Source organism: Geodermatophilus sp. SYSU D00867 (genome assembly GCF_054050315.1).
Genome location: NZ_JBJGZC010000021.1, coordinates 1 through 16,964, shown reverse-complemented (window position 1 = coordinate 16,964; position 16,964 = coordinate 1). Strand labels below are relative to the sequence as shown.

The following is a 16,964-nucleotide window of genomic DNA, read 5'->3' as shown; positions in this document are numbered from 1 at the left end:
CGCGGGCGGGCTCGACGACGTGCTCCGCAGTCATGGCGCCTCCTGTGCGGACCGGTAGTGCACCGCCGCCGGGTGTGGGCTGTCCAGACGCTCGGCGATGGTCCGGCCCGGCGGCGCCCAGGGAGTCGAGACCCGGCGCCCGGCCGGAGCAGGAGACCCTGGTCCCGGGCCCCCCGGTCGCAGCGTCGGGCACCATCCGGCCGTGGACCCCGAGCAGTTGCTGCGGACGGCGGCCGACCGCCTCGAGGCGCTCGCCGCCCGGACGACCCCCGGCGACTGGCGGACCGGCGGACTGCTGGCGACCCGCCCCGAGGTGGTCGCACACCTCCCCGACGGGAGCACCGAGCACGTGGCCGAGGCGCGGGCCGGGACCGGCGCGTGGATCGCGGCTCTCTCCCCCGCGCTGGCCGCGCCGCTCGCGGGCTGGCTGCGCGCCGCGGCGACGCACGAGCCGGCCGACCCGGCGGCCGAGGCGTTCGCCCGGGCGCTGCTCGCGCGGCTGCCCTGACCGGACGGACCCACCGGAGGGCCCGGAGGACGGGACCCGGGAGCGGCGTCGGTCACCGCGTGGAGCGCCGTCCGGAACGATCCCCATCCGACGTGCCGGACGACGAGCGCCGCCGGGGTCAGCGGACGGTCCCGCCGGTCCGCGCCGGCACGGCCTCGCGGGGCGAGGGGATGCCGGCCGGGGCGGGCGGGATGTTGGGGTTGTGCCGGAAGACGTTGTCCGGGTCCCACACGGCCTTGAGCTCAGCGAGGCGGCGGTACTTGCGCTCCCCGTAGGAGGCTCGCACCCGCCGGTCGTCGGTGTCGGCCTCGAAGTTCAGGTACGTCCCGTCGTCGGGGGCGTAGGGGCGCAAGGCGTTCCAGAGGTCGCGGACCCAGACGCGGTCGGCCGCATAGGACTCGTCGTCGGGGGCCATGGCGAGGAGAGCCAGCGCCCAGTGCGGACGTCGGGGGCTGCCCCACGCCGTCGCGTCGTCGGAGATCTCGCTGTACCGGCCGGTGAGCGGGAACATCGGCACGTAGGAGAGCGGCGAGCGCATGAGGGGGAGCCGCTCCAGGATGACCGCGAGCGCGTCATCGCCCAGGTGGTCGAGGTTCAGCCCCTTGTCGTAGGAGCGGATGCCCCACGGGTTGGCGTCATCGAGCATCTGCTGCAGCGCCACGTGCGGGATCGGGGTGACCATCTCGAACAGCGGGTCGCGCTCCCGCAGCGGCCGGATCGCCGCGGCGTGCTCCTCGACGCTGCCCCAGCCGGCGACCATCACCGCGACGCCACGCTCGCCGCGGTGCTCCTCGGGCACGAACGGCTCCGGCGGCGCGGACATCCCGACCACGGCACCGGTGATCCCGGCCGGGAGGTCGAACAGGTACTCACGGAGGAAGCGCAGCGGCTCGAGGGCGTCGTCCGGTCGCCAGAAGAACATGCCCACGTTCGCCAAGGGGTTGAGCTCGTGCGGGGCGAACACGAGCTCGGTCACGATCCCGAAGTTGGTGCCGGCGCCGCGCAGTGCCCAGAACAGCTCGGGTTCCGTGTCCTCGGAGGCGGTCACGGTGCGCCCGTCGGCGGTGACCAGGGTGGCGGCCACCAGGTTGTCGCACGCCAGCCCCTGCTGGGACGTCAACCAGCCCAGTCCGCCGCTCAGCGTGAGGCCGGAGACGCCCGTGTGGCTGACCGTGCCGCCGGCCACGGCCAGTCCGAGCGGCGCGGTCGCGGCGTCGACGGCGGCCAACGTCGCGCCGCCTCCCACGTGGACCCGGTGGGCCTCCGCATCCACCCGGACGCCGGCGATCCGGGACAGGTCGATCATGACGGCGTCCTCGGCCACGGCGTTCCCGGCTCCGCTGTGGCCGCCACCGCGCACGGTCAGGTCCACCCCCTCCTCGCGCACGACAGCGAGGGTCCGCGCGACCTCCTCGGCCGACGTAGGCCGCACGATCAGCGCCGGCTGGCGCGTGATGGCGCCGTTCCAGACGGCCCCGGACCGTGCCGCGGCGAACCCGGGGTCGGCCGGTCGCAGCACCTCACCGGCGACGGACCGGGCCAGGCGGGTGAGGACAGCATGGTCGAGCGGCATGGTGACTCCCTGCGGACTCGAGATCGCCTCCGGTGGTCCGTGACCGCTGGGAAGCGATGGAGCACCGTCGCACGTGATCCGCGGCCGGACACCGGTGCGTGTTCCCCCGGACCCCCGGTCGACCGGCGGGTCCCGGCGTGTGGTGACCCGTGGCTGGCCCAGCGCGCCGCCTGGTCATGCCGGAGACCTGCCGTGCGGTGGGTGGTGCCCGTGCGGAGCCTCCGGCCCGCTCGCCTTCCCAGCCGAGCGGGACGGAGCACCCGGTCCACCTCGCTCCCAGCGGTCCTCGGACCCACGGAACGCCACCGGCCCGGCCCCGCGAGGGGACCGGGCCGGTGGACGGGTCGGTCATCGGTCACCGACGTCCTGCCGCCTGGTGCGGGACGTCGCTGACCGGTCAGGTCAGCTGCAGCCGCTGGTGGAGCCGCAGCCCTCGCAGACGTAGCAGCTGCCGGCGGGACGCATCTTCGTGCCGCAGGTCATGCACAGCGGCGCGTCGGTGACGTTGCCCGTGACCAGCTCGAGCAGCTCGGCCGAGGAGTGGGCCTCCTTCACCGGCTTCTCGGCGGCCGGCTCCGGCTTGGCGGGCGCCTCGGTCGGCACCGAGCCGCGCAGCGCCTCGACGTCGACCTCCTCCTCCTCGACGACCTCCGCCGTCGAGGCGGAGCCGCCGTAGGTGCCCGACACCTGCGCCGCCCGCTCCTCGGCGGTGAAGATGCCGAGGGTCGCGCGCGTCTCGACCGGCAGGTGGTCCAGTGCCAGGCGACGGAAGATGTAGTCCATCACCGACTGGGCGATCCGGATGTCCGGGTCGTCGGTCATGCCGGCCGGCTCGAAGCGCATGTTGGTGAACTTCTGGATGTAGGTCTCCAGCGGCACACCGTGCTGCAGCGCGATCGAGATGCCGATCGAGAAGGCGTCCATGACACCGGCCAGGGTCGAGCCCTGCTTGCCGAGCTTGAGGAACACCTCGCCGAGGCTGCCGTCCTCGTACATCCCGGCGGTCATGTAGCCCTCGGCGCCGGCGACGCTGAACGACGTCGTCATGCTCTGCCGCTTCTTCGGCAGCCGGCGGCGGACCGGGTGCGACGTCGCGGCGACCGGGGCGGCCTCCACCTCGGCCTTGGCCCCACCGTCGGCAGTGGTCTTCCTGGCCTTGGCGTCGGACAGCGGCTGGCCGACCTTGCAGTTGTCGCGGTAGATCGCCAGTGCCTTGAGGCCGAGCTTCCAGCCCTGGAAGTAGATGTTCTCGACGTCCTCGACGGTCGCCGTCTCCGGCATGTTGACCGTCTTGCTGATCGCGCCGGAGATGAACGGCTGCACCGCGGCCATCATGCGGACGTGGCCCATCGGGGAGATAGCCCGCTCGCCCATGGCGCAGTCGAACACCTCGTAGTGCTCCGGGCGCAGGCTCGGGGCGTCGACGACGTGGCCGTGCTCGGCGATGTACTCGACGATCGCCTCGACCTGCTCGTCCTGGTAGCCGAGGCTCTTCAGCGCCCGCGGAACCGTCTGGTTGACGATCTGCATGGACCCGCCGCCGACCAGCTTCTTGTACTTGACCAGCGAGAAGTCCGGCTCGATGCCGGTCGTGTCGCAGTCCATCATGAAGCCGATGGTCCCGGTGGGGGCGAGGACCGAGGCCTGCGCGTTGCGCCAGCCGTTGTCCGCGCCGATCTCCAGGCACTCCTGCCACTGGGCGGTGGCGGCCCGCAGCACGTCGGCGTCGTCGGCGCCGACCGGGCGGATGGCGTCGTTGGCGGCGGCGTGCTTGCGCATCACCCGGGCGTGCGCGTCGGCGTTGCGGGCGAAGCCCTCGTACGCGCCGACGATGCCGGCCAGCTCGGCCGAGCGGCGGTAGGCGGTGCCGGTCATCAGCGAGGTGATGGCCGCGGCCAGGGTCTGGCCGCCGCGCGAGTCGTAGGCGTGGCCGGTGGCCATCAGCAGCGCGCCGAGGTTGGCGTAGCCGATGCCCAGCTGCCGGTAGGCGCGGGTGGTCTCACCGATCGGCTCGGTCGGGAAGTCGGCGAAGCAGATCGAGATGTCCATCGCCGTGATGACCAGCTCGACGGCCTTGACGAAGGTCTTGGCGTCGAACGTCCCGTCGTCCTTGAGGAACTTCATGAGGTTCAGGGACGCCAGGTTGCACGAGCTGTTGTCCAGGCTCATGTACTCCGAGCAGGGGTTGGACGCGTTGATCCGGCCCGTCTCGGGGTTGGTGTGCCAGTCGTTGATGGTGTCGTCGTACTGGATGCCGGGGTCGGCGCACTCCCAGGCGGCCTGGGTGACCTTGCGGAACAGGCCCCGGGCGTCGACCTCCTCGATGACCGAGCCGTCGAGGCGGGCGCGCAGGCCGAAGTCGGTGCCGTCCTCCACCGCGCGCATGAACTCGTCGGAGACCCGGACCGAGTTGTTGGCGTTCTGGTACTGGACGCTGGTGATGTCCTTGCCGCCGAGGTCCATGTCGTACCCGGCGTCCCGCAGCGCGCGGATCTTGTCCTCCTCGCGCGCCTTGGTCTCGATGAACTCCTCGATGTCGGGGTGGTCGATGTCGAGGACGACCATCTTGGCCGCGCGCCGGGTGGCGCCACCGGACTTGATGGTCCCGGCGGAGGCGTCGGCGCCGCGCATGAAGCTGACCGGGCCGGAGGCGGTGCCGCCGGAGGACAGCAGCTCCTTGGACGAGCGGATGCGGGAGAGGTTCAGGCCGGCGCCGGAGCCGCCCTTGAAGATCAGCCCCTCCTCCCGGTACCAGTTGAGGATCGAGTCCATCGTGTCGTCGACGGCGAGGATGAAGCAGGCGCTGACCTGCTGCGGCGCGCTCGTGCCGACGTTGAACCACACGGGGCTGTTGAAGCTGAACACCTGGTGCAGCAGCATCCAGGTCAGCTCGTGCTCGAAGACCTCGGCGTCGCCCTCGGTGGCGAAGTAGCCGTGCTCGCGACCGGCCGCGCCGTAGGTGAGCACCACCCGGTCGATGAGCTGACGCAGGCTGGTCTCCCGCTGCGGGGTGCCGACGGCGCCGCGGAAGTACTTCGTGGTGACGATGTTGGTGGCGTTGATGCTCCACTCGGCGGGGAACTCGACGCCGCGCTGCTCGAAGTTGATCGAGCCGTCACGCCAGTTGGTCATGACGACGTCGCGACGCTCCCACGTCACCTCGTCGTACGGGTGGACGCCGGCGGTCGTGTAGACCCGCTTGACCTTCAGGCCCTTCCCCCTGGTCGGCGCCTTGGCGGCCCGGCGCGTACGGCCTGCCGGGCGGTCCTCGATCTCGGTCACGAGCTCTCCCTCGGTGAGTGGTACGGGCGGCTGGGGAAGAGAGCCACCCTGTTCCTATCTGGTCCTGCTGACGGTTCCGGTGGTGCTGAGAGGGCCGGCGACGCTGCCGGCGCACGTCTGGTCGCGCGGGCGGCGGTCAGCCGTCGCGGGCGGTGGAGGGGGTGCGGGCGGAGCCCCGGCGGCGCGGCGCCGGCGGCTCGATCTGCAGCCCGGGCAGCGGCGGGGTGCCGCCGCGGTGGTGGCGGGCCCGCAGCTCGGTGATCTCCTTCTCGAAGTCCTCGACCGAGGTGAAGGCGCGGTAGACGCTGGCGAAGCGCAGGTAGGCGACCTCGTCGAGCTCGCGCAGCGGCTGCAGGATGGCCAGCCCCACCTCGTGGCTGGGGACCTCGGCCACGCCGCTGGCGCGGATGGCGTCCTCGACCTGCTGGGCCAGCTGCTGGAGCTGGTCCTCGTCGACCGGCCGGCCCTGGCAGGCACGCCGCACGCCGGCGACGACCTTGGTCCGGTTGAACGGCTCGCTCACCCCGCTGCGCTTGACGACGGCGAGCACCGCCTCCTCGACGGTGGTGAACCGGCGGCCGCAGGCCGGGCACGAGCGGCGGCGACGGGTGGTGGCCCCCTCGTCGGCCTCGCGCGAGTCGATCACGCGGCTGTCGGGGTTGTGGCAGAACGGGCAGCGCACTGCGGTTCACCTCCCTCCGCGGAAGACCCGCCCGGACCGGGGACCCGGTTCGGGCGGCTCGTGCCGGCGGGCTCGTCCGGTCCTGCCGGACCCGCCCGCCTGCGTCTGTCTGTGGACCCCTCTGGGGACATCCGGTGGACACCCCGTGGAGGTCCTGAGGACGGCCTGTGGAGGACTTCCATCGGTGCAACTACTAGATGTAGGGGGACAGTAGGCCGCGCTCCACTACATCTGCAAGACGAGAACCCGCGTGTCTCTTCCACCGAGATCCGGCCGTGACCCCGTGGTGACCAGGCGCGAGCAGGGACCCCTCCCGTCACACGACACGCCGGGGTACCGCGCGTGTCGGCGCGCGGGAGGGGTCGTGCGGGTGTACCCGGCCGCAGCCGGCAGGACGCGGGCGGGCACCCGGAGGGCGCGCAGGCGCCTCCCGGGGACGCCGGTGGAGGTGTGCCGGAAGGACCGCCGGGGACACGCCCCGGCGACGGGTCAGGCGGTGGGGCGGACGGCGGGACGACCGCCGCGGGGGTGGGGCACCAGGTCACCGAGCCGGATCGGGCGGGTCAGCATGTCCGGCTCGTCGGCGACCGCACCGCCGGCCGGGGCCGGGCAGGTGACGACCGGCATCTCGGCGGTCGCCGCGCGGTGCCGGCCCGAACCGCCGGGCGCACGGTGCCGGCCCACGGCGGACGGGGCGACGGCGGGCTGCTCGGCGGTGACGTCGCCACCGTGCCGGCGGACGCCCCGGCGCGCGGGGCGCGCCCCCGGGACGACGGCGCGCGGGCCGACGGCCGGCATCACGACCGTCCCCGCCGCGTCGGCGGCACCGTTCGCGCGGCCGGACGCCAGCGTCAGGTGCCGCTCGGGCAGCCGGACGGCGACCAGGTCCACCCAGGCGTCCTGCTCCCCCACGGCCACCCCGGCGTCGCGCAGCCGGACCCGGGCCTCGCAGCCGCCGGTCGCGTCGTGCCGCCAGCCGAGCATGGCGCCCGGCACCCAGGCGCCGTCCACGAGGACCTCGACGTCCTGCGGGGAGCGGAAGGTCACCGCTGCGCTGCTGTCCACGGCTGCTGACACGCTCCTGACCGTAAGTGTCCTGATGACTCCGGACCGTCAACGACCGGGCCCGGAGGGTTGACGAAGTCACCGGCGCGCTCTCGTCACTTCTCGTGACGACGACGCCGGGCGGAGCGCCTACGGCAGGCGCAGCACCTGCCCGGGGACGACGACCGCCCCCTCCAGGTCGTTGAGCGCCTGGATCGCGTCGACCACCGCGCGCACGTCCTGGCCGGCGCCGGCGACCTCCGCGGCGATCGACCACACCGTGTCACCGCTCTCGACCACGACACTGCTCTCGCCGGCCAGGCGCAGGCCGTCGTCGGGAGCGAGGAATCCGCAGCCGAGGGCGGCGCCGCCGACGCCGGCGGCGAGGACCAGCACGGTGACCAGGCGGCGCCCGCGGCGGGTCAGCCGCACCGGCGCCGGGGCCGGTGCGCACCGCGCGCGGACGGCGGCCCGGGCGGGCTCCGAGCGCACCGGCCGCCCGCTCGGGCGGGCCGGGTCGCGGCGGGTGCGCGGCCCCTCGGCGGCCGGGCCGGCGGTGCGCGCGGGAGCCGCGGCGGGACGGTCGGGCACCGGCCGCAGGTGCCCGGTGACGCGGGGACCGGAGCCCGGCAGGGCGGCGCGCTGCGCCGGCCGGCCGGCGCCACCCGGGGACGCGGACCGGCGTGCGCCGGCGGACGCGGTCGCGACCTCCCCGCGGAGCGGCGGCCGCCACGGGACCCGGACCGCCGCGTCGAACTCGAGCACTGCCTGCCGCACGCTGCCCATGACCGCTCCTCCTGATCGGGTCGAACGCTTCGAACGCGTGTTCGATCGAACGTCTGTCCGGATGTCTACCGCACGGGTCCGACGAGTGCGAGAGCGGCGCGGCGTGTCCTTCGAACACACGTTTGAACCTGCGGCGCCGGCGCGCTACGGTCCGTGCGGGCGCACCGCCCGCCGACCGGCCCCCGGGCCGGGAGGGCGACGGACGGGCCGCGGGGACGCGGCCGGCGAGGAGGAGACGTGGCGGGCACGAGCGGGACCGGCCAGGGCACCCGGGGCGGCGGCACGGCGACCCGCCGTCCGGCCGCGGAGCGCGGCGCCGGCACGGACGGCACGGGCGCCGTGCGCACCTTCCCCGACCGCGGGGAGGCCGGTGACGGCCTGACCCAGCGCCAGCGCCGGGTCCTCGAGGTCATCCGCGACTCGATCGAGCGGCGGGGCTATCCGCCCTCGGTCCGCGAGATCGGCGAGGCGGTCGGCCTGTCGTCGGCGTCGTCGGTCGCCCACCAGCTGTCGGTGCTGCAGAAGAAGGGCTGGCTGCGGCGCGACCCCAACCGGCCCCGCGCGCTCGACGTGCGGCTGCCCGGCGAGACCGCGGGCGAGGCCGCCCCGGCGGCACCCGCCGCGGCCGCCGACGGCTCGGCCGCCCCGACCTACGTGCCGCTGGTCGGGCGGATCGCGGCCGGTGGCCCGGTGCTCGCCGAGCAGGCCGTCGAGGACGTCTTCCCGCTGCCCCGCGAGCTCGTCGGCGAGGGCACGCTGTTCATGCTGCGCGTCGCCGGCGACTCGATGGTCGACGCGGCCATCTGCGACGGCGACTGGGTGGTCGTCCGTCAGCAGCCCACCGCCGAGAACGGCGAGATCGTCGCCGCGATGCTCGACGGCGAGGCCACCGTGAAGACCTACAAGCGCCGCGACGGGCACGTCTGGCTGCTGCCGCACAACCCGGCCTACGAGCCGATCCCCGGCGACGAGGCCACCATCCTCGGCCGCGTCGTCACGGTCCTGCGGCGGGTCTGAGCCGCAGGTCCCCCGCCGGCGCCGGAGCTCAGGCGCCGGCGGGCGGACCACCGGACCGGCGGCGGCGCAGTCGCCCGCCGATCCACACCAGCGCGGTCGCGACGACGGCGGCGGCCACGCCCGCGGTCACCGGCGAGAGGCCCGCGGGGTCCCCCCCGAGCAGCGCCGACGGCGAGGTGTCGGCGGCGTCGGACCCTGCCGGCGCGGGCGGCGCGGACCCCGCCGGGACCGGTACCGCGGTGACGTCCCCGGGCACGCCCTCGCCCGCCAGCAGCAGCGCGCGGCCGTCCGCGGTGAACGACACCGCCTCCCCCTGCGGCGCCTCGGGCAGCGCGATCCGCACCGGCTCGCCGGCCAGCGCCCCCGGGACGTCGGCACCGGTCAGCGGCCAGACGTAGGCGTCGGTGTACGTGCGCAGCGCGATGCGGCTGCCGTCGCGGGCGACCGCCCCGCCGGTGACCAGCAGCTGACCGGCCCGGCCCACGGGACCGCCCGGCGTGCCGGTGAGCGTGAACGCGACCGTGCCGACGTCGGCCAGCGCGACCGTGCCGCCGTCGACCAGCGGAGCGGCGGGCCGGTAGACGTGGCTGGCCCCGAGCACCTCCTTGGTCACCACGTACGGGGTGCCGTCGGGGGCCAGCAGCAGCGCCTCGGCGTCGTGCGGGCCGTCGGGATAGGTCAGCCGGTACAGCGCCGTCCCGCCGTCGGGGCGCAGCGCGACGAGCGCGACCGTCGTCCGGACCGTGGTGTTGTCGCCGGTGTCGGCCAGCCACACGGTGCCGTCGGGACCGACGCCGAGGTCCTCGGGGTCGTAGGGGTCCACCGGCGCGGTGGTCACGTCGACCACCTGGCACGCGTCGTCGAGCACGTACACGGCCACCTGGTCCCCGCCGTCGACCACGGCGAGCATCCGGTCGCCGACGTCGACGAGGCCGGAGAGCTCGGCCAGCCGCGGGTCGGTCACCTGGCAGCGGACCGACGGGGCGGCCGGCTCCTCGGCGCCGGCCGGGGCCGCCGGGAGGGCGAGCAGGCCCGCGGTCAGCAGGACGGCCGGTGCCCGCCGGGCGGCGCTACGCGGACGGGCGGCCGGCTCGGGCACTCGCCCAGCGTGACAGCACCAGCGCGTCCAGTGCGTGGACCACGCCCAGCAGCAGCAGCCCGACGGCCGCGCCCACCACGGCGTCGGTGACCCAGTGGAAGTCCAGCGAGACCATCGCGATCCCGGTGGCCACCGGCCCGACGACGGCCAGCCACCACAGCGTGCGCTGCACCCGCGGCCCGAGCCCGTACTCGACCGCCTGCCAGCGCGCCACGCCCCACATGAGCACCGCGTTGGCCACGTGCCCGGAGGGGTAGCTGGCGCCGTCGCGGTGGAAGAAGGAGCCGGGATAGGCGGGCGCGGTGCGGCCGGTGCCGAACTTGAACGCGTAGACGACGACGGTGAGCAGCGCCAGCGCCGTGACCACCCGCACCAGCGGCAGCAGCGTCCGTTCCCGCAGGCACAGCCAGCCGACCAGGGCGGCGAGCACGATGAGGATCGTCCCGCGGCCGCCGATCTGGGTGACCGCCCAGACCGGCCAGTAGGCCGGGGAGTTCCGCAGGTCCCAGGCGCTGACCACCTCGGAGACCTCGAGGTCCAGCCGCTCGAGCACCCCGCGGCTGAGCAGGTCGACGGTCACCCCGACGGTGACCGCGAACGCGACGACCAGCAGCCACCACGGCGGGCGCCCGGCACGCACCACGGCGGGCGGCCGGGCGGTCCGCTCCGGGCGCCCGGCCGGCGCGCCGGGAGTGCGCCGCACCACGCCGCTGGTCACCGGATCACGGTACCGGGCCGTGACCCGTCCGTGACCTCGGCGGGCCGGAACGGCGAGCCGCCCGGGCACCCGGCGCGGAGCCGGGCACCCGGGCGGCCCTGGGTGCAGTGGCGGTCAGCCGACCGGGACGGCGAACCGCTCGAGCGCGGCGGCCAGCCCGCCGTCGACGCGGGCGGTCAGCCGGGTGCCGGCGGCCTCGTGCTCCTCGCTGAGCACCTCGCCGTCGCGGTGCACGCGGGCGACCAGGTCGCCGCGGTCGTAGGGCACGAGCACCTCGACCTCGACGTCCGGGTGCGGCAGCCGGGCGGCCACGACCTCGCGCAGCTGCTCGAGGCCCTCACCGGTGCGCGCGGAGACCCAGACGGCACCGGGCAGCGCCCGGCGCAGGGTCAGCACGTCGTCCTCGGTCATGGCGTCGACCTTGTTGACGACGATCAGCTCGGGCACCGCCGCGGCGTCGATCTCCCGCAGCACCACGTGCACCGCGTCGATCTGGCCGAGCGGGTCGGGGTCGGAGCCGTCGACGACGTGCAGCAGCAGGTCGGCGCCGGCCACCTCCTCCAGCGTGGAGCGGAAGGCGTCGACGAGCTGGTGCGGCAGGTGCCGCACGAAGCCGACGGTGTCGGTGAGCGTGAACTCGCGGCCGTCGGGCGTCATGGCGCGGCGCACCGTCGGGTCGAGCGTGGCGAACAGCGCGTTCTCCACGAGCACGCCCGCGCCGGTCAGCCGGTTGAGCAGGCTGGACTTGCCGGCGTTGGTGTACCCGGCGATCGCCACGCTCGGGACGGCGTTGCGGCTGCGGGACTGCCGCTGGGTGACCCGGGCGGTGGCCATGCCGGTGATCTCCCGGCGCAGCCTGCTCATCCGGGACCGGATCCGCCGCCGGTCGGTCTCGATCTTGGTCTCACCGGGGCCGCGGGTACCGATGCCGCCACCGCCGGCGACACGCCCACCGGCCTGCCGGGACATCGACTCACCCCACCCGCGCAGGCGCGGCAGCATGTACTGCATCTGCGCCAGCTCGACCTGGGCCTTGCCCTCCCGGCTGGTGGCGTGCTGGGCGAAGATGTCGAGGATCAGCGCGGTCCGGTCGACCACCTTGACCTTGAGGATCTTCTCCAGCGCGTTGAGCTGGCCGGGGGTCAGCTCGCCGTCGCAGATCACGGTGTCGGCGCCGGTCGCGGCCACGATGTCGCGGATCTCGTTCGCCTTGCCCGAGCCCACGTAGGTGCCGGCGTCGGGCTTGTCCCGCCGCTGGCTCACCGCCTCGAGGACCTGGGAGCCCGCGGTCTCGGCGAGCGCGGCCAGCTCGGCCAGCGAGCGGTCGGCGTCGGCCTGGGTGCCCTCGGTCCACACGCCGACGAGCACCACGCGCTCGAGGCGCAGCTGCCGGTACTCGACCTCGGTGACGTCGGCGAGTTCGGTGGACAGCCCGGCGACCCGGCGCAGTGCGCCACGGGCCTCGAGGGCGTAGGAGCCGGTCGTGTCGTCGTCCTCGTCCCACTGGCCGGCCGGCGCGGGACGGGTCTCGGCGAGCGTGTCGTCGTCGAGCGGGGTGCTCTCGGGGGCGGTCGTCATCACGTCCAGCGTGACACGCGAGGCCGCGCCGGTCACCTGGGTTGTCGTCTCTGCAGTCGTCATACGTCCCCTACAACACCGGAACGGGTCAGGTGCATCCCGCCGGGAGGCGGGTAGGGCGGGACGGACACCACAGCCGAGGAGGAACTCCCGTGAGCACCAGCAGCGACGCCGGCACCGACGACCCCGGCCGCGACCCCGCCGGCCTCGAGGTGCCGCGCAACCCCTTCGGCGGCGCCGACCAGGACACCGGGGCCGGCAAGCCGCGCGGCACCGGCAACGTGGGCCCCGGCGACAAGCCCGAGGCGCCGACCGACGAGCCCGAGACGCGCGCCGACACCCCGGACACCCCCTAGTCAGGCGCCGAGCCACTCCCGGGTCAGCTCGCCGGAGGCGACGACGACGGCGGGACCGCGCAGCACCGTCGTCTCCGGGGAGACGTCCACCGTGAGCCGGCCGCCGGGGACGTCGACGACGACGGTGCCGCGCACCGCGGCGTCGTCCGCGCCCGCCGCCAGCGCCGCGTACGCCGTGGCGCAGGCGCCGGTGCCGCAGGAGCGGGTCTCCCCCACCCCGCGCTCGTGCACCCGCAGCCGCACGTGCGCGTCGGCGCCCTCGGCCGGGCTCGCGAGCACCCGCACGAACTCGACGTTGACGCCCTCGGGGAACAGGCCCGCGTCGAAGTCCGGCTGCCGGCCGAGGTCCAGGGCGTCGAGGTCGGCGTCGGTCAGGCAGACCAGGTGGGGGTTGCCCATCGACACCGCCTGACCGGGGAACGCCTGGCCGCCGACGGTGGCCTCGCCGCGGCCGAACGGCCGGGCCGGGCCCATGTCGACCCAGTAGGTTCCGTCGGCGCCCGCGCCGACCCGCCGCGGGCCGCCCCGGGTGCCGACCAGCACGCCGTCGGCGCAGGCGGCGCGGTCGAGCAGGCCCTCGGTGACCAGCGCGTGCAGGAACAGCCGGATGCCGTTGCCGCACATCTCCGCGTGCGAGCCGTCGGCGTTGCGGTGGTCCATGAACCACTCGCAGGCGTCGAGGGCGTCGCCGAGGACGGCGGGCGCGTCGGGCACGTGCCGGCTGCGCACGACCCGCAGGACGCCGTCGCCGCCGAGGCCGGCACGGCGCTCGCACAGCCGCTGCACGAGGGCGGCGTCGAGGCGGGCCTCGGGCCAGCGGTCCCCGTCGGGGTCGGGCAGGACGACGAAGTCGTTCTCGGTGCCGTGCCCGAGGAGGAACCGGTCGCTCACCGCCCGATCGTACGGCCGGCGAGCAGCGCCCCGACGGCGTCGGCGAGGTCGGGGCGGGCGGCGTCGAACCACGTCGTCGCCGCGTCCCGGCGGAACCAGGAGCGCTGCCGGCGGACGAAGCGGCGGGTGGTGCCCACCGTCCGCTCGCGCGCCTCGTCAGCCGTGAGCGCGCCGTCGAGCTGGGCGAGCACCTGCGCGTAGCCGAGCGCCCGGGAGGCGGTGGGGCCCTCGCGCAGACCCTCGGCCACCAGCGCCTCGACCTCGGCGACGAACCCGGCGGCCCACATCCGGTCCACCCGGGCGGCGACCCGCTCGTCGAGCTCGGCGGGCTCGCGGTCCAGGCCGACGACCACCGCCGGGTAGTGCGGCCGCGGCTCGGGCAGCGTCGCGCGGAACGGCCGGCCGGTGATCTCCACGACCTCCAGCGCGCGCACGATCCGCCGCCCGTTCGACGGCAGGACCGCCGCCGCGGCGGCGGGGTCGACCGCGGCCAGCCGGGCGTGCAGCGCGGCGGGGCCGGACTCCTCCAGCTCCGCCTGCAGCCGGGCCCGCACGGCGGGGTCGGTGCCGGGGATGTCGAGGTCGTCGAGGACGGCGCGCACGTACAGCCCCGACCCGCCGACCAGCAGCGGCAGCACCCCGCGAGCCCGCAGCCGGTCCACCTCCGCCCGCGCCAGCCGCGCGTACTCGGCCACCGACGCCGCCTGCCGCACGGACCAGACGTCGAGCAGGTGGTGCGGCACGCCCTGCCGCTCGGCGAGGTCGGGCTTGGCGGTGCCGATGTCCATGCCGCGGTAGAGCTGCATCGAGTCGGCGTTGACCACCTCGCCGCCGAGCCGCTGCGCCAGCGTCACCGCGAGCGCGGTCTTGCCGGTCGCCGTCGGCCCCACAACGGCGACGACGGGCGGCGCCGTCACGGGGTGGTCCCGGCGGCCGTCCAGGACGCCACGAGGTAGCCCACGCCGAACGGGGCGTCGTCGAAGCGCAGCTCGGCGGCGACGTCCCGGCCGGCCAGCAGCGCGCCGGCCGCCCGCCAGGCCGGCACGCCGGCCGCCAGCAGCCGTTCCCCCTCGGCCGGGTCCAGCGCGGCAAGCGCGGCGGCGTCCCCGGCGGCCAGCGCCGCGGCGACGGCGGCGTCGAAGGGCGCGGCGGCGGGGTCGAGGTGGCCGGGCGCCTTCTCGCTGCGGCGCGCGGAGCCGTCGCCCATGACCAGCAGGCCGGCACCAGGCAGCTCCGCGACGGCGGCGGCGAGGTCGCCGGGGCCGACGCCGACGCGCGGGCCGGGGTGCCCGGCGCGGCGCAGCAGCCACGCGCCGACGGTCAGCGACAGCGGCAACCGCCGGCCGCCAGGCCGCACCTCCCCGTCCAGCGGCACCTCGACGTCCACGCCGAACCCGCGCAGGTCCCCGGCGTCGCCCGGGCCGTGCCGGCCCTCCGCGTCGGGGCCGACGATGACCACCGGGCCCGGTGCGGCCGCCACCAGCGCGGCGACCGCGTCGGTGCACGCGGCGCGCAGCGCGGCGGTGTCCGCGGCGGCCCGTCCGGCGACCTCGGGGAGCAGCAGCGGCGGGCACGGGCAGAACGCGACCGGGACGGCTGCGGCGGGACTGCTGCTCACCGGAGCAGTCTCGCCGATGCGGCGTGGGACACTGCGGTGCGTGTCGAGCACGACGAACCCCGGAGACGGGTCGCAGCAGGTCCCCACGCCCGAGACGGCGGGTCCCGACGCGGTCACCCCGGAGGCCGGGACGCCCGCCGCGCCCACCCCCGACGCGGCGGCGCTGGCCGACCCGGCGGCGGGCGGGAGCGCTCCCGAGGCCGAGGCCCCCGCCGCCGAGACCCCCGCCGCCGCGGCCCCCGCTGCCGAGACCCCCGCCGCCGAGACCCCCGCCGCCGAGACCGCGACCCCCGAGGCCGCCGCCCCCGAGGCCGCGCCGCCCGCCGGGGTGGTGACCGCGCCGGCCGCCGAGGCGGCGTCGGACCCCGCGCAGTGGGGCCGGGTCGACGAGGACGGGACCGTCTACGTGCGCACCGCCGACGGCGAGCGCGCGGTCGGCTCCTGGCAGGCCGGCGACCCGGCCGCGGGCCTGGCGCACTTCGCCCGCCGCTACGACGACCTGGCGACCGAGGTCGGGCTGCTCGAGGCCCGGCTGAAGGCGCACACCGGCAACCCGAACGAGATCAAGGCCAAGGCGCAGGCGCTGGCCGACACCATCCCCGCGGCCACCGCCGTCGGCGACCTCGACGGGCTGGCCGCCCGCGCCCGCGCGATGGTCGACACCGCCGACTCAGCCGCCGCCGAGTCGCGCGCCGAGAAGGCCGCCGCCCGCGCCGCGCAGGTCGCCCGCAAGGAGGCGCTGGCCGCCGAGGCGGAGCAGATCGCCGCGGAGTCGACGTCGTGGAAGGCCGCCGGCGACCGGCTCAAGGCGATCGTCGAGGAGTGGAAGACCATCCGCGGGATCGACCGGAAGACCGACGAGGCGCTGTGGTCGCGCTTCGCGGCCGCCCGGGACGCCTTCGGCCGCCGCCGCGGCGCGCACTTCGCCGCCCTCGACGCCCAGCGCGGCGAGGCGCGCGCGGCCAAGCAGGAGCTCATCGCCGAGGCGCAGCGGCTGTCGACGTCGACCGACTGGGGCCCGACCAGCGCCGCGATGCGGTCGCTCATGGACCGCTGGAAGGCGGTGCCGCGCACCGGCCGCGACGGCGACGACGACCTGTGGAAGCAGTTCCGCGCCGCGCAGGACGTCTTCTTCACCGCCCGCGCGGAGTCGGACAAGGCGCGCAACTCCGAGCAGCTGGCCAACCAGCAGGCGAAGGAGGAGCTGCTGGCCGAGGCCGAGAAGCTCGACCCGTCGACCGACCTGCGCGGCGCCCAGGCCGCGCTGCGCCGGATCCAGGAGCGCTACGACGCCATCGGCCACGTGCCGCGCGGCGCGATGCGCTCGCTGGAGGACCGCATGCAGGCCGTCGAGCAGCGGGGGGGGGGGGGGGGGGGGGGGGGGGGGGGGGGGGGGGCGGGGGGGGGGCGGGAGGTGGGGGGGGGGTGGGGGGGGGGGGGGGCCGGCGGGCGGGGGGGGGGCGCGCCGGCCGCCCCCCCCCCCCCCCCCGCCGGCCGGGTGCGCACCGCGCCGGAGAACCCGATGGTCGCCTCGATGCGGGCCGCCGTCACCAAGGCCGAGGAGCAGCTGGCCAAGGCCGAGGCCTCCGGGGACGCGAAGCGGATCTCCCGGGCGCGGGCGGACCTGGAGACCCGCCGCGAGTGGCTGGCCGAGGCCGAGCGGTCCTCCCGCCGCTAGCCGTCCGCACACGGGAGGGGGGGGGGGGGGGGGGGGGGGGGGGGGGGGGGGGGGGGGGGGGGGGGGGGGGGGGGGGGGGGGGCGTGGGGGGGCCCCCCGCGGCGCTCGTGGTGGGGGCTGCCTCGTCGGCGGCG

The 16,964-nt window shown here is 76.1% G+C and carries 15 protein-coding genes; 4 read left to right on the top strand and 11 right to left on the bottom strand.

Annotation, left to right across the window (positions count from 1 at the left end; genetic code table 11):
* The first annotated feature begins 202 nt into the window (after positions 1–202).
* Positions 203–508 carry a hypothetical protein gene (locus ACI8AK_RS18575; RefSeq protein ID WP_456957461.1) on the top strand — a complete coding sequence of 102 codons (306 nt, stop codon included), beginning with the start codon at positions 203–205 and terminating at the stop codon, positions 506–508.
* A gap of 118 nt (positions 509–626) precedes the next feature.
* Here the strand turns inward: ACI8AK_RS18575 and ACI8AK_RS18570 are convergent, their stop codons facing one another.
* From ACI8AK_RS18570 to ACI8AK_RS18550, 5 genes are all read right to left on the bottom strand, one after another.
* On the bottom strand, positions 627–2,081 hold the full coding sequence (locus ACI8AK_RS18570) for an FAD-binding oxidoreductase (protein ID WP_456957459.1): 1,455 nt from the start codon (positions 2,079–2,081) through the stop codon (positions 627–629).
* A 402-nt stretch (positions 2,082–2,483) separates the two neighbouring features.
* Positions 2,484–5,363, bottom strand: coding sequence for a vitamin B12-dependent ribonucleotide reductase (locus ACI8AK_RS18565; RefSeq protein WP_456949373.1), 2,880 nt, complete (start codon positions 5,361–5,363; stop codon positions 2,484–2,486).
* 136 nt (positions 5,364–5,499) lie between these two features.
* Positions 5,500–6,045 (bottom strand): transcriptional regulator NrdR, encoded by a 546-nt coding sequence (gene nrdR / locus ACI8AK_RS18560; RefSeq protein WP_387992657.1) that lies wholly within the window; start codon positions 6,043–6,045, stop codon positions 5,500–5,502.
* A gap of 489 nt (positions 6,046–6,534) precedes the next feature.
* Complete coding sequence (locus tag ACI8AK_RS18555; protein ID WP_456957457.1) at positions 6,535–7,122, bottom strand: hypothetical protein; 588 nt, start codon at positions 7,120–7,122, stop codon at positions 6,535–6,537.
* Between the two features lie 117 nt (positions 7,123–7,239).
* Positions 7,240–7,875: a LysM peptidoglycan-binding domain-containing protein gene (locus tag ACI8AK_RS18550; RefSeq protein ID WP_456957455.1), complete on the bottom strand. Its 636-nt coding sequence runs from the start codon at positions 7,873–7,875 to the stop codon at positions 7,240–7,242.
* A gap of 237 nt (positions 7,876–8,112) precedes the next feature.
* Between ACI8AK_RS18550 and lexA the strand changes: the two genes are divergently transcribed.
* Positions 8,113–8,892: a transcriptional repressor LexA gene (gene lexA, locus ACI8AK_RS18545; protein ID WP_456949370.1), complete on the top strand. Its 780-nt coding sequence runs from the start codon at positions 8,113–8,115 to the stop codon at positions 8,890–8,892.
* A gap of 28 nt (positions 8,893–8,920) precedes the next feature.
* On the opposite strand, the gene ACI8AK_RS18540 is transcribed toward lexA, so the two are convergent.
* The 3 genes from ACI8AK_RS18540 to hflX form a co-directional block, all read right to left on the bottom strand.
* Positions 8,921–9,991: a hypothetical protein gene (locus tag ACI8AK_RS18540; protein WP_456957454.1), complete on the bottom strand. Its 1,071-nt coding sequence runs from the start codon at positions 9,989–9,991 to the stop codon at positions 8,921–8,923.
* Positions 9,963–10,709 carry a phosphatase PAP2 family protein gene (locus ACI8AK_RS18535; protein WP_456949368.1) on the bottom strand — a complete coding sequence of 249 codons (747 nt, stop codon included), beginning with the start codon at positions 10,707–10,709 and terminating at the stop codon, positions 9,963–9,965. The genes ACI8AK_RS18540 and ACI8AK_RS18535 overlap by 29 nt, the downstream gene beginning before the upstream one ends.
* A gap of 114 nt (positions 10,710–10,823) precedes the next feature.
* A complete protein-coding gene (gene hflX / locus ACI8AK_RS18530) occupies positions 10,824–12,287 on the bottom strand; it encodes a GTPase HflX (protein WP_456949367.1) in 1,464 nt (487 codons plus the stop codon).
* A gap of 152 nt (positions 12,288–12,439) precedes the next feature.
* Between hflX and ACI8AK_RS18525 the strand changes: the two genes are divergently transcribed.
* The gene (locus ACI8AK_RS18525; protein WP_456949366.1) at positions 12,440–12,643 is read left to right on the top strand and encodes a hypothetical protein; all 204 of its coding nucleotides are present in this window, start codon (positions 12,440–12,442) and stop codon (positions 12,641–12,643) included.
* On the opposite strand, the gene dapF is transcribed toward ACI8AK_RS18525, so the two are convergent.
* Genes dapF through ACI8AK_RS18510 form a run of 3 tightly spaced genes read right to left on the bottom strand, consistent with a single transcriptional unit; the run spans position 12,644 to position 15,152 of the window.
* Positions 12,644–13,534: a diaminopimelate epimerase gene (dapF, locus tag ACI8AK_RS18520; protein WP_456949365.1), complete on the bottom strand. Its 891-nt coding sequence runs from the start codon at positions 13,532–13,534 to the stop codon at positions 12,644–12,646.
* A complete protein-coding gene (miaA, locus tag ACI8AK_RS18515) occupies positions 13,531–14,451 on the bottom strand; it encodes a tRNA (adenosine(37)-N6)-dimethylallyltransferase MiaA (RefSeq protein WP_456949364.1) in 921 nt (306 codons plus the stop codon). The genes dapF and miaA overlap by 4 nt, the downstream gene beginning before the upstream one ends.
* A complete protein-coding gene (locus ACI8AK_RS18510; RefSeq protein WP_456957453.1) occupies positions 14,448–15,152 on the bottom strand; it encodes a hypothetical protein in 705 nt (234 codons plus the stop codon). The genes miaA and ACI8AK_RS18510 overlap by 4 nt, the downstream gene beginning before the upstream one ends.
* Before the next feature lie 40 nt (positions 15,153–15,192).
* Here ACI8AK_RS18510 and ACI8AK_RS18505 point away from each other — a divergent pair, with 40 nt between their 5' ends.
* Positions 15,193–16,830 carry a DUF349 domain-containing protein gene (locus tag ACI8AK_RS18505; RefSeq protein ID WP_456957451.1) on the top strand — a complete coding sequence of 546 codons (1,638 nt, stop codon included), beginning with the start codon at positions 15,193–15,195 and terminating at the stop codon, positions 16,828–16,830.
* Positions 16,831–16,964: the final 134 nt, after the last annotated feature.

What these genes read in the sequence shown, in the direction of transcription:
- ACI8AK_RS18570 (WP_456957459.1), bottom strand. Translation starts at nt 2,081, where the DNA reads ATGCCGCTCGACCATGCTGTCCTCACCCGCCTGGCCCGGTCCGTCGCC.
- ACI8AK_RS18550 (WP_456957455.1), bottom strand. Translation starts at nt 7,875, where the DNA reads ATGGGCAGCGTGCGGCAGGCAGTGCTCGAGTTCGACGCGGCGGTCCGG.
- hflX (WP_456949367.1), bottom strand. Translation starts at nt 12,287, where the DNA reads ATGACGACCGCCCCCGAGAGCACCCCGCTCGACGACGACACGCTCGCC.